General features: G+C 61.4%; 21 protein-coding genes. 9 read left to right on the forward strand and 12 right to left on the reverse strand.

Annotation, left to right across the window (positions count from 1 at the left end):
* Positions 1–7: 7 nt before the first annotated feature.
* From JP75_RS09635 to JP75_RS09660, 6 genes are read right to left on the reverse strand one after another with little or no spacing between them, the layout of a single operon-like run.
* Positions 8–1,747 (reverse strand): SulP family inorganic anion transporter, encoded by a 1,740-nt coding sequence (locus JP75_RS09635; protein ID WP_035082302.1) that lies wholly within the window; start codon positions 1,745–1,747, stop codon positions 8–10.
* 50 nt (positions 1,748–1,797) lie between these two features.
* Entirely contained in the window at positions 1,798–2,124 is a 327-nt protein-coding gene (locus JP75_RS09640) for a protein tyrosine phosphatase family protein (RefSeq protein ID WP_035082478.1), read from the reverse strand.
* 49 nt (positions 2,125–2,173) lie between these two features.
* A complete protein-coding gene (locus JP75_RS09645) occupies positions 2,174–3,067 on the reverse strand; it encodes an MBL fold metallo-hydrolase (protein ID WP_035082303.1) in 894 nt (297 codons plus the stop codon).
* A 25-nt stretch (positions 3,068–3,092) separates the two neighbouring features.
* On the reverse strand, positions 3,093–3,533 hold the full coding sequence (locus JP75_RS09650) for a YeeE/YedE family protein (protein WP_035082305.1): 441 nt from the start codon (positions 3,531–3,533) through the stop codon (positions 3,093–3,095).
* On the reverse strand, positions 3,533–3,961 hold the full coding sequence (locus tag JP75_RS09655; RefSeq protein WP_035082307.1) for a YeeE/YedE family protein: 429 nt from the start codon (positions 3,959–3,961) through the stop codon (positions 3,533–3,535). Before JP75_RS09655 ends, JP75_RS09650 begins: the two co-directional genes overlap by 1 nt.
* 4 nt (positions 3,962–3,965) lie before the next feature.
* Positions 3,966–4,178: a YgaP family membrane protein gene (locus tag JP75_RS09660; RefSeq protein ID WP_035082309.1), complete on the reverse strand. Its 213-nt coding sequence runs from the start codon at positions 4,176–4,178 to the stop codon at positions 3,966–3,968.
* A gap of 77 nt (positions 4,179–4,255) precedes the next feature.
* On the opposite strand from JP75_RS09660, the gene JP75_RS09665 reads away from it, so the two are divergent.
* Complete coding sequence (locus tag JP75_RS09665; protein WP_035082311.1) at positions 4,256–4,567, forward strand: ArsR/SmtB family transcription factor; 312 nt, start codon at positions 4,256–4,258, stop codon at positions 4,565–4,567.
* 935 nt (positions 4,568–5,502) lie between these two features.
* Here the strand turns inward: JP75_RS09665 and JP75_RS09675 are convergent.
* Positions 5,503–6,672: a hypothetical protein gene (locus JP75_RS09675; protein WP_152565795.1), complete on the reverse strand. Its 1,170-nt coding sequence runs from the start codon at positions 6,670–6,672 to the stop codon at positions 5,503–5,505.
* 232 nt (positions 6,673–6,904) lie between these two features.
* Positions 6,905–8,101 carry an ROK family transcriptional regulator gene (locus JP75_RS09680; RefSeq protein WP_035082480.1) on the reverse strand — a complete coding sequence of 399 codons (1,197 nt, stop codon included), beginning with the start codon at positions 8,099–8,101 and terminating at the stop codon, positions 6,905–6,907.
* A 187-nt stretch (positions 8,102–8,288) separates the two neighbouring features.
* On the opposite strand from JP75_RS09680, the gene JP75_RS09685 reads away from it, so the two are divergent.
* The 6 genes from JP75_RS09685 (at position 8,289) to JP75_RS09710 (ending at position 14,534) form a co-directional block, all read left to right on the forward strand.
* Entirely contained in the window at positions 8,289–9,305 is a 1,017-nt protein-coding gene (locus tag JP75_RS09685; protein WP_425277274.1) for a sugar ABC transporter substrate-binding protein, read from the forward strand.
* 71 nt (positions 9,306–9,376) lie between these two features.
* Positions 9,377–10,435: an ABC transporter permease gene (locus tag JP75_RS09690; RefSeq protein WP_035082319.1), complete on the forward strand. Its 1,059-nt coding sequence runs from the start codon at positions 9,377–9,379 to the stop codon at positions 10,433–10,435.
* A complete protein-coding gene (locus JP75_RS09695; RefSeq protein WP_035082320.1) occupies positions 10,432–11,208 on the forward strand; it encodes an ATP-binding cassette domain-containing protein in 777 nt (258 codons plus the stop codon). Before JP75_RS09690 ends, JP75_RS09695 begins: the two co-directional genes overlap by 4 nt.
* Before the next feature lie 1,103 nt (positions 11,209–12,311).
* Complete coding sequence (locus JP75_RS09700) at positions 12,312–13,130, forward strand: SDR family oxidoreductase (RefSeq protein ID WP_035082321.1); 819 nt, start codon at positions 12,312–12,314, stop codon at positions 13,128–13,130.
* Complete coding sequence (locus JP75_RS09705; protein ID WP_035082322.1) at positions 13,124–13,849, forward strand: FadR/GntR family transcriptional regulator; 726 nt, start codon at positions 13,124–13,126, stop codon at positions 13,847–13,849. Before JP75_RS09700 ends, JP75_RS09705 begins: the two co-directional genes overlap by 7 nt.
* Positions 13,850–13,853: 4 nt before the next feature.
* A complete protein-coding gene (locus tag JP75_RS09710) occupies positions 13,854–14,534 on the forward strand; it encodes an RraA family protein (RefSeq protein ID WP_035082323.1) in 681 nt (226 codons plus the stop codon).
* An 89-nt stretch (positions 14,535–14,623) separates the two neighbouring features.
* Here the strand turns inward: JP75_RS09710 and JP75_RS09715 are convergent, their stop codons facing one another.
* From JP75_RS09715 to JP75_RS09730, 4 genes are all read right to left on the reverse strand, one after another.
* A complete protein-coding gene (locus tag JP75_RS09715) occupies positions 14,624–15,421 on the reverse strand; it encodes an IclR family transcriptional regulator (RefSeq protein ID WP_051960556.1) in 798 nt (265 codons plus the stop codon).
* 80 nt (positions 15,422–15,501) lie between these two features.
* Positions 15,502–16,137: a DAK2 domain-containing protein gene (locus JP75_RS09720; RefSeq protein WP_035082324.1), complete on the reverse strand. Its 636-nt coding sequence runs from the start codon at positions 16,135–16,137 to the stop codon at positions 15,502–15,504.
* Between the two features lie 3 nt (positions 16,138–16,140).
* Positions 16,141–17,136: a dihydroxyacetone kinase subunit DhaK gene (locus JP75_RS09725; RefSeq protein ID WP_035082325.1), complete on the reverse strand. Its 996-nt coding sequence runs from the start codon at positions 17,134–17,136 to the stop codon at positions 16,141–16,143.
* A 63-nt stretch (positions 17,137–17,199) separates the two neighbouring features.
* Positions 17,200–18,135, reverse strand: a complete 936-nt coding sequence (locus tag JP75_RS09730; RefSeq protein WP_244446288.1) for a dihydrodipicolinate synthase family protein — start codon at positions 18,133–18,135, stop codon at positions 17,200–17,202.
* A 298-nt stretch (positions 18,136–18,433) separates the two neighbouring features.
* Between JP75_RS09730 and JP75_RS09735 the strand changes: the two genes are divergently transcribed.
* Together JP75_RS09735 and JP75_RS09740 are read left to right on the forward strand one after the other, a co-directional pair.
* A complete protein-coding gene (locus JP75_RS09735) occupies positions 18,434–19,393 on the forward strand; it encodes a tripartite tricarboxylate transporter substrate binding protein (RefSeq protein ID WP_035082326.1) in 960 nt (319 codons plus the stop codon).
* A gap of 161 nt (positions 19,394–19,554) precedes the next feature.
* On the forward strand, positions 19,555–20,007 hold the full coding sequence (locus JP75_RS09740) for a tripartite tricarboxylate transporter TctB family protein (RefSeq protein WP_084587583.1): 453 nt from the start codon (positions 19,555–19,557) through the stop codon (positions 20,005–20,007).
* Positions 20,008–20,012: the final 5 nt, after the last annotated feature.

Raw genomic sequence — 20,012 nt, forward strand, 5'->3', positions numbered from 1 at the left:
CGCCTTTTCAGGCGGCCGTCTGGGTGGTGTTGGCGACCCGGCTTGCCAGAACGCCGGTCGTTGCCTGATGCTGGCTGAGGTAAACTCCGCCGGAGAGGTTCTTGAGGAAATGAGTGTGGGCGAGCCTGTCCATCACCGGCCCCTTGACCTCCGAAAGGTGCAGCCGCACGCCTGCATCTTTGAGCCGGTGCTCGATGGCTTCGAGACTTTCGAGGGCCGACATGTCGATTGCATTGACGGCCGAGCACATCAGCACGACGTCAGTGATCCCGGCATTGGCCGCGACTTGTTCGAAAACCAGATCCTCGAGGTAGCGCGCATTGGCGAAGTAGAGGCTTTCATCGATGCGGATGGAAAGCATGCCAGGCACGGTCTCGACCTTGTGCCGCTTGACGTTGCGGTAGTGTTCGGTGCCTGGAACCTGACCGACGATAGCGGCGTGCGGTGTCGACGACCGGTAGAGGAAAATCAGGATCGAGGTACCGACCCCGAGGGCAATACCGGTTTCGACGCCAAGCAGCAGCGTGCCCGACATGGTGATCGCCACCGCCGCAAAATCGGCCTTCGAGTATGCCCAGGCGCGCTTGAGGATCGAAAAGTCGACCAGGGTCAGCACGGCGAGGACGATTGTCGCCGCCAACGTCGCCTTGGGCAGGATGGCAAGGAACGGGGTCAGCAGCAGCGTAGCCCCGGCAATGCCGATGGCGGTGAAGGCGCCGGCCGCTGGGGTGGCGGCCCCGGCATCGAAATTGACCACCGAACGGGCAAAGCCGCCCGTCACCGGATAGCCTCCGCCAATGGCGGCCGCGATGTTGGAGGCGCCAAGGCCGATCAGTTCCTGGTTGGGCGTGATGCGTTCGCGGCGCTTGGCAGCCAGGGTCTGGGCCACGGAGATCGATTCCACAAAGCCGACGATGGAGATGATCAGCGCCGGCAGAGCCAGTTGCTGGACCAGATCCAGGCTCACATTCGGGAGCGCGAGCATGGGCAGTCCCTGCGGGACGTCACCTACCAGCGACACGCCCTTGGATGCGAGGTCCATGCCGGCCGACCAGCCCATGGTCAGGAAGACGACGAGCACGGGACCGGCGCGGACGATGGTCGTGGCGACGGCCTTGCTCAGCCCGAAACGGGTCAGCCAGTTCTTGAGATCGAGCCGGATCCAGAGCAGCAGGACCAGAGCAACCGCGCCGACCGCTACTGTATGGAGATTGATGTTCCCGACATTCTCGTAGATCGAGACCAGCAGCTCGGGCAAGGCATGCCCTTCGGTCTTGATCCCCAAAAGGCCGCCGACCTGGCTGGTGGCAATGATCAAGCCGGAAGCGGTGATGAAGCCGGAAATGACCGGATGCGACAGGAAGTTGGCGACAAACCCCAGACGAAAGAGCCCCATGAGCGTCAGCATGACACCAGACAGCAGAGCCAGAATGATGGTGGCGCTGGCATAGTCCACCGACCCTTCCGCTGCAACGCGTCCCACCGCGGTCGCGGTCATCAGCGAGACGACCGCGACGGGGCCGACGGCCAGGGCGGAAGACGTGCCGAAGATGGCATAGGCGACGAGCGGCAGGACCGATGCGTAGAGGCCCACTTCAGGCGGCAAGCCGGCCAGCAGGGCATAGGCAAGCGATTGCGGGATCAGCATGATCGTCACGATGACCGCAGCCATGAGGTCGCTGGTCAAGGTCTGGCGATTGTACCGTCGCCCCCAGTCGAGGATGGGAAAGTAGGATTTGAGGCGCATCGGAAACTCTATCTGGCCTTGGTCCGGCCGCCACCGGCCGGACGCGACGTTCACTTGTTCAGCGTGGCATAGAGGCTGCCGGCGCGAGCGCCGGAGCGGCAATAGCCGAGGACAGGCTTGGGCACCTCTTCCCAGGCTTGGTGGAAACGAATGATCTGTTCTTCGCCAAGCCCCCCTGAAACGGGGATATGAACGATCTGCAGTCCTTCGGCCTCGGCGGCGCGTGCCACCTCGGCGAAACTGGGCTGGCCAAATTCTTCATTGTCGGGGCGAGCGCAGACGATCGACCGATAGCCTGCTGCGGCAACGGCCTTGACCTGGTCTGGCATGATTTGGGCGGTGGCGGAGAAATTGTCGTCGAGCTTGCGGATATTCACGGGATTGCTCCGGGATTTGAAAAGAGAAAACATCGCAGGGCCGGTAGTCTCAGAGGCCGTTGACGGGCACCTTGAGATAGGTTTTGCCGTCCTTGTCCTTTGGCGGCAGCTGGCCGGCGCGCATATTGATCTGCAGCGAGGGGATGATTAGCTTGGGCATGGCGAGCGTTGCGTCGCGCGCTTCGCGCATCGCAACGAACGTGTCTTCGTCGGTGCCATGTCCCACATGGATATTGTGGTCGATCTCATCGCCCACCGTGGTCTCCCACTGAATGTCGCGGCCATTCGGGCCATAGTCGTGGCACATGAAGAGGCGCGTTTCGCGCGGCAGCGCCAGCACGCGCTGGATCGAGCGATAGAGCGTGCGTGCATCCCCGCCCGGAAAGTCGGCACGGGCCGAACCGCCATCGGGCATGAACAGCGTGTCGCCGACAAAGGCGGCGTCGCCCACCACATGGGTCATGCAGGCCGGGGTATGGCCCGGCGTGTGCATGACGTGAACCGTCATTCCGCCGATCCGGTAGCTGTCGCCATCGGTGAACAGGCGATCGAACTGGGAGCCGTCGCGCTGGAATTCGGTGCCTTCATTGAAGATCTTGCCGAATGTGTCTTGGACCACGGTGATGTTCTCCCCAATGCCCAGCTTGCCGCCGGCCTTGGACTGAATATAGGGCGCGCCCGAGAGGTGATCGGCATGGACATGAGTCTCGATCAGCCACTCGAGCTCAAGACCATTGGCCTTGATGAAATCGATGATCCGATCGGCGCCATCGTAGGTGATGCGCCCGGCCGCATAGTCGATGTCCATCACCGAGTCGATGACGGCACAGGCATTTGAGCCGGGGTCCCTGACGACATAAGAAATCGTATTGGTCGGGGCATCGAAGAAGGCGGTGACCTCAGGCTTCAAGGCCAGATTGGGGGTGAAGGGAATGGTGCTCATCTCGAGCTCCTTTCAACGTTGAGGGTCAGGTGGCCGGCGCGAGGCGCTGGCCGTGTGCGAGGCGAATGGAGCGGGCTGCGAAAATGCCGACCAGCATGGCGCCGACAAAGGCCCAGGCCGAGGCTTCGCCCAGCCCAAGGGCCGGAATGGCGCCACCCGGGCAGAAACCGGAAATTCCCCAGCCGATGCCGAAGACGGCGGAACCGGCAATCAGGGGGAGGTCGAGCTTGCGATTGGTCGGTACGTGGAATTTGGCCTCGCAAACCGGTTTTGCGCTTCGAAGCACCAGGCGGTAGCCGATCGCGGTAATCAGCAGGGCCCCGCCCATTACGAAGGCCAGGGAGGGGTCCCAGGTGCCGGCAATGTCGAAGAAGTTGAGAACCTTGGCTGGGTTGGCCATGCCGGACAGGGCAATGCCGGTACCGAAAATGAGACCGACCACCCCGGCAAGAAGAGTACGCTGCATCAGAAGCCGCCCGAGAGATGACGAATAACAAAAACGGTGACGATGGCTGTCGCCATGAAGGTGCCGGTGGCCGCTATCGAGCGCGGCGAGAGACGAGCCATGCCGCAAACGCCGTGACCGGAGGTGCAGCCGGAGCCGAAATAGACGCCGCCCCCCACGATCAGGCCGCCGATGATCACCCAGGGCAGGGGGACGGGGCTGGAAAAGGCGATCGAATGGTCCGAAAAACTCAGAACTAGGCTGGGGGCGATGATGGCGCCGGCAATGAAGGCGGCACGCCAGGTCCAGTCAGAAGCGACGGGCGGCAGGAGTCCGGTCAGAATGCCGGTCATGCCGGCAATGCGCCCATGAAACGCCATGAGCAGGACAGCCGAAAGGCCGATCAGTGCGCCGCCGAGCAGCGAGAGCACCGGGGTAAACTCAGTCATGAAATTATACCTTACTGGTAGAAACGCCAATCAGGCGGTAGAGCGGGCAGAACCGCACGACGGCGGTCAGCAGGAGGACGAGGCCGACAATGAAGGCGATTGCCTGCAGCACCGGCGCGCTGGCCAAAGGAAGAGAGGGTATGAAGGTCCCAACGATGAGGACCAGTCCGATGATCGCTCTGAGGATGCGATCGGCAGATCCAATATTGGGGCGCATCACGAACTCCTTGAAAACCGGGCCCACAGGGGGCATAACCGTCATCAACGAACATTCGTATATACGCAAGTGCTAATATGATCAACGTGAATCTTGCCGCCATGGAGCGGAACGCCGACCGGGCGTCTCAGCTCCTAGCCGCCATGGCCAATCCGAAGCGGCTGCTCATCTTGTGCAACCTGCTCGAGCATGAAATGAATGTCGGGCAACTGGCCGATCGGGTTCAGCTCGGCCAGTCCCCGCTATCTCAGCATCTTTCCAAACTGCGCGCCTGGGGATTGGTGGCAACGCGGCGGGATGGTCAGCAGATCAACTACACCTTGGCTTCGGATGAGGTCAGGCGTGTGTTGACGACGCTCTACGAGATCTATTGTTCTGACACGAATTGAGATGCTCGCAACGCGAAGTCGATATCGACGACATTATCTGACGGGTGTGAGCCGCCACACGGGGGGAAGCCTCAGCGATTGACCATCCGCGGAAGGCTGTTGATAGCAATATCGCACATTTGCTATCAATTTCCATGCCTGAGCGCCTAACGGCCGCCGGCAGAGCGCTTCTCGAAAAGGCTGAAACGGTGCTGGAAGCGGCTCAGGATGCGCGCCGGACTGTTCATGATCTCGAGCGCATAACGGCCTCTACCTCTAGGTCCATGACATTCCAAGGCTCAGTTGAATGGCTCTCAACGCTTAGCTTGTCCAAGGCTCAGATTCACGGCGGGCAATTTGTTGTGCCCCATGACGTCGACAGCAGGGGAGAGCCCGAAATTGGCTCCTTTTTTGGAACGGGCTCGTGAACACTCTGGGATGTGGGTGGTGAGCCGATCGTCTCCCCCTGATCGCGCGGGAAGCTTTCAGGTTGCCCGGCGCTTATTGCAGAGGAGGACTCGGTAACGGCCATGCAGAACTTGCCATCGCCGTCGAGCGCGCCGCCGCGGTCCTCAATCTTCCTCAACGGAAAGCCCGGGTCACTTCCTCCTGGATTGCGTTTGGAGCCAGGCCGCCAGCTGGGATCGTCAGAAACGTCTCCCTTGGTTTTGGCTCGGGACGACATGAACGAAATGGGCTTATTGAGGTCAGTTGGGGCGGACCCGACGACGTTCTGCCCCGGAACAATAACACTTTTCTCGAAACCTATAACGCATCGGGATCAACGGATAACGCCGAAAGATAATTTTGTGACAATTCACCACGACCTGCCAATGACCTGCCAATGACCTGCCAATGACCTGCTGGCGGATTTCGTAAAGAATCCCAAGAGGGAGTTTGCAGAGCGAGATGAACGGTTTGACAAATGTCCGTGTCATTTCCCCGGAAGGACTGCACTATGGTTTGCGTGGTAAGCCGGATCGACTTTTCTTGTTACTATGTCTTTGATTTCGCACCAGGCGATCCACGTTGGCTTCAATCTCGTCGGCCCGAGCCTCAAATATAGCCCGCGCATCAATGCCGCTTGGTACGACGGCCGGCTTTGCTTGAGGCGTTGGGAAATCCTCATAGACAAAGTCAATTTGCGCAACGCCAACGCCTGATCGAGCGGAAGGCTCGGCCGTGTCAGCCCCGGTTCTGCTGACGTTCTCCCCGACGGAAGGAGAAGCAAGATCTTCGGATGGCGAGGGTTTGAGAGGACTGACAAGCGCTATCTCATCTCGCCATCCATGGCGACCTGAGGCGTAATGGCCGGCGCCCCTTAGATCCAGGTGTCCTGCCATAAGAGCGATGTCGGCGGCAGAGAAGCCATTGGCCTTCCAGGTCGCGAGCGCCACATGCCGAAAGGAGTAGAGGCTCAACCGTCGGCCGGCAGCGGCTTTGCTCGCCCGAGCGAGCGCCTCTGCTATGGCATTACGCCAGGATTCGAAGCGCTCTTCGGGGTCTGAGCTAGGCGCGGCATCGGTCCCGGCCTGGGCGAGGACGCAGAGCCATTTCAACGCCTCTATGAATGTCGGGGAGAAGCGGGTTAGTCGCAAACCCCTGTAGAACTTTCCGTTGCGGCGCTTTGCGGTTTTTATCTGCACCGTTTTTTCGGTTACGACGGCGTCGAGTAGTTCGATAGGTCGTATACCGATCCTGGGTGCAACAAGCACATATAGACCTGCCGCCATGGCGCTTCTTCCCTCGCGCTTGAGAACGAGGCGTTTGAGATGCTGGAAGGTTGCCGCGGCCTCGTCGCGTGTGGCATCGGTCACCTTGTTGCTTGATGTCTGAGGCTTAAGAGGCTCGCCGCCCCGCTCAGTTAGTCTGCGACACAAGCGCTTGAAATCGGCTTCAGGACTGAGCGAGCCCGCGGCAATGAGGGCCCTGTGATAGCTTGGCTTATAGCGCCGCAGCGTCGACCACTTGATGGGTGGAGGTGAGCCCGCTTCAACAATCAGAGCTTCGACAGGGGGCAGGTCAGGGAAAAGCTTCTTGGCCCGGTTGAGTAGGCGTGTCGCTTCGCGCTGATACTGACCTTCACTCTTGCCGGCTCTGCCAGGATTGGATGGTTTTGCTGGCATGGCGTTTTTGACGTCAGTCCGTAATGGAGTTTGATACGATTGATAATGTTTGCCGCGACGCAAAGGAAAAAAACAATTGGCAGCAGAAGTTGGGTCGTGCTGCCGCCACCCTCTCCAGCGTGAAAGCTCATAGCGGGCTAAGGGTAACTTTTTTGCTCCATTGACGCGGAAGGGGGACGACAGGTGGTTCTGAGGGGTCTTGGGACTCGCGTCGAAGTTCTAACGCTTGGCTTCACGCCGATAGGCGCACATTGCCGTTCATGAAATAGCGATCGAAAAGGGGACTGGCGGCGGCGCCGATAGCGCGGGCGTTGAAGCCGACGGTTGCAGCCTCGACACGCGGGGCGATGAGGCCGCGCATGTCCTGGTTGACGAGATAGCGGCGAGTTCGTTCGACGAGCTCGTGTTTGACCGAGGTCGGGAAGGCGCCATCGATCAGGATGGCCTCGAAGTCGATGACAGCGCAGACCGAGAGGCTCGCGCGCGCAAGTTCCTGGGCGGTACGGCCGATCCAGGGGTCGACGAAGCGGGGGAAGCGGCTCCAATCCTGCGGGAGCGTCCAGAGATCGGCCGGGTCGTGGCCGTTTTCGATGAGGCGGGTTTCGAGCAGGTGGATCGAGGCAACGTCGATCAGCTGCTGGCTTTCGCCCTGCGGACCGAAACTGCGGAGGGAGCCCAGGGCGCCCGCATTGCCGCGATGGCCGGGATAGACCGAGTTGTTGAGGACAATGCCGCCCCCGATGAAGGCGCCGACGAAGAAATAGGCGTAGTCGCGAAACTCCTTGCCGCGCCCATAGATGTGCTCGGCCTGGCATCCTGCCGTAGCATCGTTGACGAGGCTGACCGGCAGGTCGGTGAACTCGGCAAGCTCAGAGGCGAAGTCGACATCTTTCCAGAGCAGAAATTCCTCCGCCGGAGCACCGACCAGTTCATTCCATTTCCAGAGTTCGAAGGGGACGCCGATGCCGATGCCGCAGATGCGGGTGCGCTCGTCCGGGGAACAGGAGGCGAGAATCTGCGTGAGGCCCTCGCGCAGGAAGGCGAAGATTCGCTCGGGGAGGGGATAGGCATAGGTGATCTGCAACTGCTGGCGCACCGTGCCGCGGAAATCGGCAAGCAGCAGAACCGCGCTGCGCCGCCCGATCTTGCAGCCGACGGAGAGCACCCCGCCTTCGGCCAGACTCATGGGCACGGAGGGTTTTCCAACCTTGCCCTTGACTGGCGCCCCGCGTGCCAGAAGCCCCTCGGCCTCCATCTCGCGCAGAATGATCGAAACCGTTTGCGGTGAGAGGTTTGCAAGGCGCGCCAGGTCGCTGCCGGCGAGGGCCCCATGGCGCTGCAATAGGGTCAGCAGCAGCCGTTCGTTGTGATCCCGAACCCCACTCTGATTGACCCCGCTGCTGACGCTTCTGATGTTTGCCGTAGTCATGGCGGCACCATAGTTGGAGCTCTTCCGAAGCGGAAGATAGCGCATCTCGAATAAATAAATAAATGAGATTTATATATTGACGACCGATCCTCTTCCGCGCAACGATGGAAGGGTGAAAACACAGGGAACCAGCCTTCCGCCTGTGGAGGAGCCGCTTTGGCGGGGCTGTTTCAAGGGAGAGAAATCCGTGAAGAAGCTGCTTATGGGCACGGCATTGAGCCTTGCCGTCATGTCGTCCGCTGCAATGGCACAGGATGCCGTCAGCGCCTGCCTCATCACCAAGACCGACACCAATCCCTTCTTCGTCAAGATGAAGGAAGGCGCCGAAGCCAAGGCGCAGGAACTGGGCGTGACGCTCAAATCCTTTGCCGGCAAGATTGACGGCGATCATGAAACCCAGGTTGCGGCCATCGAGACCTGCATTGCCGATGGCGCCAAGGGCATTCTCATTGCCGCGTCTGATACCTCGGCCATTGTGCAGTCGGTGCAGAAGGCGCGCGACGCGGGCCTCCTGGTGATCGCACTCGACACCCCGCTCAATCCGGTCGATGCGGCCGACGCGACCTTTGCCACCGACAATTTCATTGCTGGCGAGCTGATCGGCAAATGGGCCGCGGGCAAGCTCGGCGCTGAGGCCGCCAATGCCAAGATCGCCATGCTCGACCTTGCCGTCAGCCAGCCCAGCGTCGACGTGCTGCGCGATCAGGGTTTCCTCTCCGGCTTCGGCATTGAACTGGGTGATTCCAACAAGTGGGGCGACGAAAGCGATCCGCGCATCGTCGGCCATGACGTGACGGCCGGTAACGAGGAAGGCGGCCGCAAGGCGATGGAAAACCTGCTCGCCAAGGACCCGATGATCAACGTCGTCTACACGATCAACGAACCCTCCGCTGCCGGCGCCTATGAAGCGCTGAAATCCTTCGGCCGCGAGAACGATGTCACCATCGTTTCCGTCGACGGCGGCTGCCCGGGCGTCGCTAATGTGAAGGACGGCGTCATCGGCGCGACCTCGCAGCAGTACCCGCTGCAGATGGCGGCGCTCGGCGTCGAGGCGATCAAGGCCTGGGCCGATAGCGGCACCAAGCCGACCCCGACCGAAGGCAAGGACTTCTTCGACACCGGCGTGAAGCTCGTGACCGACCAGCCGGTCGATGGCGTCGACTCCGTCGACACGACCGAAGGCGCCAACCTCTGCTGGGGCTGATAGGCTAGTCGTCGGCTCGGGGCGGTGGAGGCCGCCCTGAGCCACAGGGAATTCGGGCGAGGAGAAACGCAATGACCAATCCAACCGAGGCCGAAGCCGGCCTCGCGCGCCGCAACGAGTCGATTGCTAGTTTTGAGCAGCAGATCACCCTGCTCTCGCGCCTGCAGCATGCGCTGCACAGCAATCCCGCGCTCGTACCGCTGATCGTGCTGGTGCTCTCGATCGTGGTGTTTGGCGCGCTGCTCGGCGGCAAGTTCTTCTCGTCCTTCGCGTTGACGCTGATCCTGCAGCAGGTCGCCATTGTCGGCATTGTCGGGGCGGCGCAGTCGCTTGTTATCCTCACCGCCGGCATCGACCTTTCGGTCGGGGCCATCATGGTTTTGAGTTCGGTGGTGATGGGGCAGTTCACCTTTCGCCTCGGCATGCCGCCGGCCGTTGCCATCGCCTGCGGCCTCGTGCTCGGCACCTTTATCGGCTTCGTCAATGGCTGGCTGATCGCGCGGGTCAAACTGCCGCCCTTCATCGTCACGCTTGGCGTCTGGCAGATCGCCCTTGCCAGCAACTTTTTGTATTCTGGCAATGAAACCATTCGCGCCCAGGAGATCGAGACACAGGCGCCGTTGCTGCAATTTTTCGGGCAGTCGTTCTCGGTCGCGGGTGCCGTGTTCACCTATGGCGTCATCGCCTTCATCGCGATTGTCCTCGTCCTCGCCTATGTGCTGCGGCATACCGCCTGGGGGCGGCATGTCTATGCCGTGGGCGACGATGCGGAGGCGGCAAAGCTGGCCGGCGTCAATACGCGGGCGGTGCTGATCTCTGTCTATATGCTCTCGGGCCTCATCTGCGCCTTTGCCGGCTGGGTGCTCATCGGCCGCATCGGGTCGGTTTCGCCGACCTCGGGCCAGACGGCCAATATCGAGAGCATCACGGCCGTGGTGATCGGCGGCATTTCGCTGTTCGGCGGGCGCGGCTCGATCATGGGCATGCTGTTCGGCGCGCTGATCGTCGGCGTGTTCTCGCTGGGCCTGCGCCTCCTCGGCGCCGACGCGCAGTGGACTTATCTCCTTATCGGCGTTCTCATCATTGCCGCCGTTGCGGTCGACCAGTGGATCAGAAAGGTGTCGGCATGACCCAACCGGTTCTTTACGCGCGTGGCCTCAACAAGCGCTATGGCAAGGTCACGGCCCTCGACAATTGCGATTTCGATCTCATGCCCGGCGAAATCCTGGCGGTGATCGGCGACAATGGCGCGGGAAAGACTTCGCTGATCAAGGTGCTCTCGGGCGCCATCCAGCCCGATAGCGGCGAGATGTTTCTCGAGGATCGCCAGGTCAGCTTTCCCTCCCCGATCGCCGCGCGCCAGGCGGGCGTCGAAACCGTCTACCAGACGCTTGCCATGTCGCCGGCCCTTTCTATTGCCGACAACATGTTCATGGGGCGTGAGCTGAGGAAGCCTGGTTTCATGGGCTCGGTGTTGCGCCAACTCGACCGACCTGCCATGGAGCGAATTGCACGCGAAAAACTGTCAGACCTGGGCTTGATGACTATCCAGAACATTAACCAGGCGGTCGAAACCCTCTCCGGTGGGCAGCGGCAGGGTGTGGCGGTGGCGAGGGCCGCGGCATTCGGCTCGAAGGTCATCATTCTCGACGAGCCGACGGCGGCGCTCGGCGTCAAGGAATCCCGGCGCGTGCTGGAATTGATCCAGGACGTTAGAGCGCGTGGCATTCCGATCATCCTGATCAGCCACAACATGCCGCACGTGTTTGAAGTGGCCGACCGCATCCACGTGCATCGCCTGGGCCGCCGGCTCTGCGTCATCGATCCTAAGGACTATACCATGTCGGACGCCGTGGCCTTCATGACGGGAGCCAAGGCTGCGCCCCTTCAGGTTGACGCATAGCGCGAAGGGAGAGCTGGTGGCAGGTACGGTCCGATGCCCGGCCACCGATTGGATTTGATCGCCGCCATGATGAGGGAAGGGGTACGTGCCGGCGGATTGATCGTCCGAGATACCGCGACGCAAAGTCCGACTTTGCGGCCTTTGTTGTTAGTCCACGAATATTGCCCGCTTACCCACTGGAATTCCAAGGCAACCATGGGACTTGGTGCAACTCAATCGAGCGGGATTTGAGTGGAAAGAGGGTAGCGAACGCGGGGGGGAGCCTCATTGCGAAGCGGAATCACCTGAACCGCCGAACTGCGACCTTGTTGTTAGTCCACGGAACGAGGCAGTGCTGCGCCCAGGTTGTTGAGAGGGAAATTGGGGTGCAAAGCTACGAATTTTCCTGCTTTTCAGCAGTTTTTGCCTCTCGGGCACTGAGACCAAATTGCGGGCAAAGGCCGGAATGAAAGGGCTCTCACCCCAATAAGAGCGTTTTCATCGTCGCCGATAACTATGGCCCCCAGCTATCTGGAACCGAATTTCCACGGCCAATAACGCTAATATCGAAAAGAAAAACACCGTCCGCGTTTCCGATAACGCCGGAGCGGCATCTGATAACGCTAAAATAGAACTTTGTGGCAAAATCTCATGACCTGCCAGTGATCTATCCATGACCCTATTGCGATCCTCACGCAGGTCATGTGCAGGTTTTTTTGAGAAAATGGGGACAGGATTGAACCGGAACGCTCAAAAACCGCCGAAGCGAGCGGCTGCTTTGTCATGGCACCAGCGAGACGGGTTTCGGAAGCGTCCTGAAAAAATGCAGCGTGTCTTCTGACCTTGATCTGTTTTCTTGCGAGCGCCAGTGGCCGCAACAAAGAAGGCTACGCTAACAAGCGCAATGCTGGCGACTAGCCATGGCGCTCTCTATGCCGGCTCATGATCCGGTGCGAGAGCTCGTTCCACCGGCGAGTGTCTTCGGAACGTCCGTCGCGCAATTTTGGGCCCAAGAGCGTGATGGGTTGGCGCCGACCATCCGCCAACGCGCTTTATTCTGACCCTTGTCAAGTATCATCAGCTAACTTATGACATATGACTTATGACATAAGTTGGAGCGATAGATGTCTGACCTTTTCAGCGTCGCTGGCAAAGTGGTGGTCCTGACCGGGGGTCTAGGGCAGCTTGGTCGCGAATTTACCACTTCGCTGGCCAAGGCTGGTGCCAGGGTGGCGGTTTATAGCCGCCGTTCGATCACCCAGGAAAAGTTTGACGAGCTGTTTCCCGGGCTCGGCGAAAACGTTCGCATCTATGAAGCCAGCGTTACCGACAAGGCGGCCATCGAAGCTGCGACCGACAAGGTGATCGCCGATTGGGGCGTGCCGGATGTGTTGGTCAACAATGCCGGCATCGATTCCAAGCCCGATGGCGGCGCTGAGCAGAATGCGCCCTTCGAAGTCTACCCGCAGAAATTCTGGGACGAGATCATCGATACCAACCTGACCGGCGTGATGCTGTGCAGCCAGGTGGTCGGCGCCAAGATGGCAGAGAAGGGTCGCGGCAGTATCATCAATGTCGGCTCGATCTACGGCATCGTCTCGCCCAACCAGGCGCTCTATGCCTATCGCGAAAAGCGCGACGGCGTGCCCTTCATCAAGGCGGTGTCTTACGCCGCTTCGAAGTCCGGCCTCGTCAACCTGACGCGCTATGTCGCGACCTATTGGGCCGAGAAGAATGTCCGCTGCAACCTGATCTCCTTCGGTGGCGTAAAGACCGGCAGCTTCGACAAGGAGTTCGTCGACAACTTCCTCGAGCGCGTGCCGATGCGCCGCCAGGCCGAGAAGGGCGAATATAACGGCGTCATCCAGTTCCTCGCCTCGGATGCCTCGTCCTACATGACCGGCTCCAACGTCGTGGTCGATGGCGGGTTTACCGCATGGTGACCCCAGGCGCGTCAGATCGGGAAAAACTCCACGCTTCGGTCGTTGCCGCCATCGAGGCGGACATCCTCTCGGGCGAATTGAAGGTCGGCGAACGCCTGCCTTCAGAAGCCGAATTGGCGCGCCGCTTTTCCATTTCGACACGTTCGGTGCGCGAGGGGCTGCAGATCCTTGAAACCAAGGGCCTGGTCCGTCGCCGCCACGGCGAACGTGCCGAGGTCGTCCGCGACGACGTGGAGCAGTTCCTCGGCTCGCTGGCTACGAGCGTGAAGACGCTTTTCGCCGAAGACCCGGCCTATCTCGTGCAACTGATGGACGTGCGCCGCATGTTCGAGCTCGAGGTCGTCGGGCGGCTGGCGGGCGGCGAGGGCAAGGTTTCGGACGCGGTCGAGGCGGCATTGGCCGATCTCGCAGCGGCAAAGGATTTTGGCCACTATGCCGAGGCCGACGCAAAATTCCACCTCGCGCTGGTGCAGTCGCTGGGCAACGAAATCCTCTCCAGCGTCTATGCCAATCTCTATGGGCTGATCACCGATGTGATCCGGCTGACGAGCCGCGTGCCGAGCAAGACGCAGGCCGAAGGCGTTGCCGAGCACCGGGCCATCTACAAATCCATTCGCAGTGGCGATGTCGAACAGAGCCGCGCGCTGATGCGCGAGCATATCGACAACTCCACCACCTATCTCGAACAGGCGATCGACGCCGCAAAGAAGGGACGCTGAGACAATGGCGGCTTATGACTACAACAATACCGACTGGGCGGCGATCAAGCGGCTCTCCCAGTGGTATTCGGGCGATATCCACGACGTGCTCGATGGCCGCGGCCCCTATGGCTATCTCAAGGGCATTTCGCAGTTCGGCGTGCTGGCACCAGGCCAGGTGGTGTGCGGGCCAGTCTCCACCGTGCTCTATGAAAAGAGCAGCCGCGTGGGCCAGCCGCAGGACGTCTATCATGGCGCCATCGACGCCGTGGTCAAGGGCGGTATCCTGATGGTCGACAGCTCCTGCGCCGAAGGTTCGGGCACGGGCGAACTGATGTCGAGCGGCGCCAAGACCAAGGGCGCGGCGGCAACCGTCGTCAATGGCACGGTGCGCGACCTCGCCGAGGTCCGCAAACTCGACTACCCGCTCTTTGCCAAGGGGATGAGCCCGGTGGGCGTATCGGGCCGCATGGAAGCGACCTATTTCCAGACCGAACTCAATATCGACGGCGTGCGCATCCGCCCCGGCGACGTGATCTTTGCCGACGTGACCGGCGTGGTGGTCATTCCCTCTGAGCTGGTTGGCGTGATTGCCGATGCGGCCGATGAACTGGGGAAAAACGAAGTCGTCTGCCGCCAGCGCATTCTGGCAGGCGAAGACCTGCAGAAGATCTGGCCAGTGGGCAAGACCGGCGGACCGGTCTGATCTGCAAATGAGAGAGCGCCGGCGGCACGAAATGCCACCGGCCTCAAAACCTAAAAGAAGCCGACCGGAGGAGGGAGGCGATGACGCGGTTAGCGCACGTATCCCAGACGCTGGGAAATCAGGTTGGCGTGGTAGATGACGACCTTGTTGAGTTCGTCGACCTCGGTCATGGGCAATTGCCATGCGGGGGAGCTGATGCTGATGCCGGCAAAAACCACGCCCGACTGGTTGCGGATCGGCGCGCCGATGCAGCGCAGACCCGGCTGGTGTTCGCCATTGTCGATGGCGTAGCCGCGCTGGCGAGTGAGGTCGAGTTCGGCGCGGAAGGCATCGGGCTCGGTGAAAGTCGTCTCAGTGAACCGCTCAAGGCCTGCGCCGATGACGCGTGCGATGATGTCTTCGGGCTGATGGGCCAGAATAGCCTTGCCGACGCTGGTGCAGTGGACCGGCGAGTTTTCGACCATGGTATTGCTGAGCATCGGCTCGGCTTCGGTGCGCTGGATGACCACCGCGCGGTGGCCGTCGAAGACAGCCAGGTGCACAGCGCGGCTCGTCAGGCGGTGGAGGGCATCGACGATGACGCGACCCTCGCGATTGAGCTCGAGATTGGCAAGCACAGTATTGCCCAATTCGAAGAGCCTGAGGCCGAGACGATAGGCGTCGCGTTCGCGCTCCTGCTCGATAAAGCCGACCTCGCGCATGGCGGCGAGCAGCCGGTGCGCGGTGGAGCGAGGATAGCCGGTTCGGGCGCAAATCTCGGCCAGGGTCAGGGAGCGATGCGCGGTGTCGAAACAGTCGAGCACGCGCGAAACCTTAGTCAGCGACTTGAGGCTCTCGTCGCTGCGGGCGGGTTTGGCTGGCGCCAGTGCTTGATCGGTATCGGTCATCGGCTGGGTCTCAACACTTTGGCTGAACAGTCGCGCACGACCGTAAAGCCTGATCCTCTTATTTCACTTCCTGGCCGCTCTCAAGCAACGGGCTTTGCGCCATGCTGAGAGGTTTTGGCAAGACTGCGAACGATTTCGGCCAAAGCCAGCATGCCGGGGTCGTCAAGACCAACGCTCTTTTCGGCGAACATGCGGGCCCGGCCCATGGCGGATGGGCGGTTGCGGAATTCGGCGAGGACGGCGTCCATAGCCTTTTCGGCCGCAGCGGCAGCGCTGGCAGCGTCCGTCTTGCCTTCGACGCCGCTGGCGAGCGCGTCGAGGCCGTCGATGATGGTTTTGGCGCCCAGTTCAGCCTTGCCGCGGGCCATGGCGGCGTAGCGGATGGCGGCGAGGAGGCCGGAGAGATCTGTCCATGGCAGTTCGGCCTTGCCAGCGGTGGCTTTGCCGGCCGTCATCATGGCGGTGATGATGAGCGTGCCGAGGCTGGAGCCGGTCGAGGCCGCGCCGGCCTTGGCGAGGGCCATGAAGCCGGCGCCGAGGTTTTCGGCATTTTTGACGTCCACCGCAGCAAACGTGCCGATGAGGCGGGCCAGCATGGTGCCGGTGTCACCGTCGCCCAATTTGGCGTCGGCGGCGTTGAGCACGTCGGTCAGGCTGGACATGGCGGCATTGGCGCGGGCGATGGCGTCGGCCAAGGTTGCAAGCGTGATGGCCATGGTTCAGCCAACCTTCCAGAAGGGGCACTCGGCGGGAGCTGCCAAGAGGGATTCGGTTTCGTCGTCGAGGAAGCAGAGGCTGATCGAGGCGCCGCCCATCTCCATCGACGTCACATAGGGCCCGATCAACGGATTGACGATCGTGAGGCCCGCCGCATCGAGCCGCTGGGCGGCACGACGGTAGAGAATGAAAAGCTCCTCGAAGGGCGTGGAGCCGAGGCTGTTGACGAGCACGGCGACGCGGCTTGCACCCTCGGGCTTTTCGGCAAGGATCAAGGAAATCATCTCGTCTACGAGTTCGTCGGCGGGGCGGATCTTGTGGCGCCAGATGCCGGGCTCGCCATGGATGCCCATGCCGAATTCGATCTCGTCGTCGGCAATGGTGAAATTGGGGCTGGCGGCGCCGGGGATCTGGCAGGAGGAGAGCGCAACGCCGATGGTGCGGGTGCGATCGACGGTCTTCTGCGCGATTGTCGCGACCTCGTCGAGGCGGGCGCCCTGTTCGGCGAGGGCGCCGGCGGTCTTGTAGGCAAAGATCAGGCCGGCGACGCCGCGACGCTTCTGGCTCTCTTCGGGCTTGGCGCTGGCGATATCGTCGGTGCCGAGGACAGTGCGGGTTTCGACCCCGTCCATGGCGGCGAACTCACCAGCCATTTCGAAATTCATCTTGTCCCCGCCATAGTTGCCGAAGAGGCAGAGGACGCCCGCGCCACCATTGGCGGCTGCGATCGCGTCCTGGCAGGAATTGATGGTCGGGCCTTCAAAGACGTTGCCGATGGCACAGGCATCGAGCAGACCCCGGCCCACATAGCCGGTGAACAGCGGGAGGTGGCCCGAGCCGCCGCCGGAAACGACGCCGACCTTGCCCTGGCGCATTTTCGTGCTGCGGGCGATGGCGCGGCGATCATCGCCGACGCGAACAAGGCCCGGATGGGCGAGGCAGAGACCGTCGAGCATCTCGTCGACATAGTTGGCGGGGTCGTTGATCAGCTTTTTCATGTCGTCCTCCCAGGCGTCGTGGTGGGGGGCGGGCCGCTTTTGCGGCGGCCCGCCTCCGGTCAATCAGGCGGCCGACTTGGCGCGCACATTGGTCAGTTCGAGAACCGGACCGAGCACGGCATCGATCGCAGCCTTCTGCGCTTCGGTGACGCGTTCCATCGGGGCGCGCGGGTGGAAGAGCGGCAGGCCCTGGCGGTGCTGGATGTACTTTACGCAGGCCGGCAGGTTGTCGTGGCGAAGGGCATTCCAGAGCGCGTTGAGGCGGAAGTGGATATCCTTGGCGGTCTTGTGGTCGCCCGCCTGCACGGCGTCGAAGAGCTTTACGGTGACGCCGGGAACGGCACAGGTGAGTGCGCTGATGGCACCATGAGCGCCGAGGGCGAAGCTCGGATAGAGCAGTGCGTCGATGCCGGTGAGGACGATATTTTCGGGCTTGGAGCGCAGCATGAGGTCGGAGACCGACTTCACATCGCCCGAGGACTGCTTCATGCCGACGACGCCGGGAACGGCTTCCATGATGGCGAGCATGTCATCGATGGAGAGGTAGTTCCACGGAATGACGTTGTAGATCAGAATCGGAACCTGGGTCTCTTCCCAGATGGCGCGGAAGTGCTCGATAGTGGCTTCGCGGCCGGGCTTGAACAGGTAGTGGACCGGGGTCACCTGCAGGGCGTCGATCTTGATGTCGCCCAGCGCCTTGACGCGGTCGATAGCTTCGCGGGTCGACTGTACGATAAGGCCGACGACGAAGGGCACGCGACCGGCATTGGCGTCGTGCGCCTCGATCATGGCTTCGGTGAATTCGGTGGAGGAGAGCGTGTGGCCCTCACCGGTCGAGCCGCCGACGACGAGGCCGCGCACGCCGGAATCGATCATGAAGTCGACCTGAGCCTTGAGCGCACCTTTGACGAGGTTGCCCTTTTCGTCGAACGGCATGGAAAGGGGCGGCAGGATGCCTGTCAGGGTGTTGCGCAGCTTGAGCGCGATGGGGTTGCTCATCGAATTCCTCCAAGGCCTGGACGGCCGCCACCATGGCGATACCAGTCCGAAATTTTTCCACCATGCGAGGCGTCATCTACATCTCGCAATCATGAAATTCCACAATACGGAACATCATTCCTGCATTTGATAGGTGTGGTGGTGTTGCCCTGTCAATATATTTGGGCTGATTTGCGCATAAATGCAGATTCAGCGCTCGGGGAGTTGACATGTTAGTTCCGGAATGTGGTACAGAAGTTTGCAATACGGCAAGCAATGTTCGTATGTCGGAACATCCGACTTTCCTGGGAGGACAGAAATGACCCATTTGAAGACGCTCGCTGGCGCTCTTGCGCTCTCGGTCCTGGCAATTGCGCCGGCGGCTGCGCAGTATCCTGATCACGCCATCAACCTGATCGTGCCGTGGGCTGCCGGTGGCGGCACCGACGCAACGGGCCGCATCATCGCGACGCTGCTCGAAAAAGAGCTGGGCCAGCCGATCAACGTCATCAACCGCACCGGCGGCGGCGGCATTGTCGGCCACACCGAAATTTCCTACTCGCCGCCCGATGGCTATACGCTGGGCGTGATCACGACCGAACTGTCCATGTATCACTGGACCGGTGTGTCGCCGCTCAACTACGAGAACTACGAACCGATCGCGCTGTTCAACGCCGATCCGGAAGCCGTGTTCGTGCGCACCGATGGCCCGTCGATCGAAGACCTGCTCTCCGAAATCCGCGCCAATCCAGGTTCGGTGAAGGCTTCTGGTGCCAACCTCGGCGGAATGGCGCATCTGGGTTGGGCAGGCGTGCTCGTGACAAACGAGATCGATCCGGCGGCTGCGCCCTGGGTTCCCTCGGAAGGCGCCTCGGCCAGCCTTCAGTTGCTTGCTTCTGGCGCCATTAGCGTCGTGACCACCACCATGCCCGACGCGCGGCCCATGGTTGATGCGGGCGAAGTAAAGCCGCTGATTGTTGCCGCCAACGAGCGTGTTGCGGCTGCCCCCGACGTGCCGACCGCCGAAGAGGCGCTGGGGAACAAGTGGGCCGCCTATGCATGGCGCGGCATTGCCGCTCCAAAGGGCCTGCCGGAAGACGTCAAGGCACGCCTCGCCGAAGCCATGGACAAGGTCGTCAATTCCCAGGAGTTCAAGGACTTCATGGCCCAGCGCAATTTCGGCATCGACTATCGTGATGCGGCTGGCTTTGAAGCCTTCCTCAAGGATGCCGACGAGTCCATCGGCAAGGCCCTGCAGGCCGTTGGCCTCGCCAAGTAAGCGTTCCGGCTGTTGGACGGCCGGGATGCATTCCCGGCCGCTCCCTCTCCAGAGTCCAACGATCCAGTCTCCCGAAGGGATCAGGCGCTCTGGTTTTTCTTTTGCGCTGCGGTTCTGCCCCGAACCGTCGCGCCTTGGTCCAGTGCTTTTAGGAGGAGCGCATGAGGCAGTCATTTCCAATGGATAGCGCCTTGGGCGTGGTCTTTGCGTTGGGCGGCGCTGCAATCCTACAGCAGGCGCTCGCCATGCAGACCCTACCCGGCATGAATGTGGGCCCCGGCCTCTTCCCCTCGATCGTCGGCGCCGGCATGGCCATCATGGGCGTGGCGCTCACCATCCAGGGCTGGATCGTGCGCGATACGCCCGAGGACGAAGCCCAGCCGCTCGTCACCTGGTTTGCCGTGGGCATTGTCGTGGCCCTCGCGGTGACGACCCTGGCCATGCCCTATCTCGGCTTCCTCGTCGCCGGCACCATCTTCTCAGTGGTGATCGTGCTGATGAGCGGCGGCAAGTGGCTCCCCGCCATCATCTTCAGCCCCATCGCCTCGGCAGGCATCTACTATCTGTTCATGTCGGGCTTCCGGGTTCCCCTTCCTCGCGGCATCCTGGGATAGAGATC

It is taken from the genome of Devosia riboflavina (genome assembly GCF_000743575.1).
GTDB lineage: Bacteria > Pseudomonadota > Alphaproteobacteria > Rhizobiales > Devosiaceae > Devosia > Devosia riboflavina.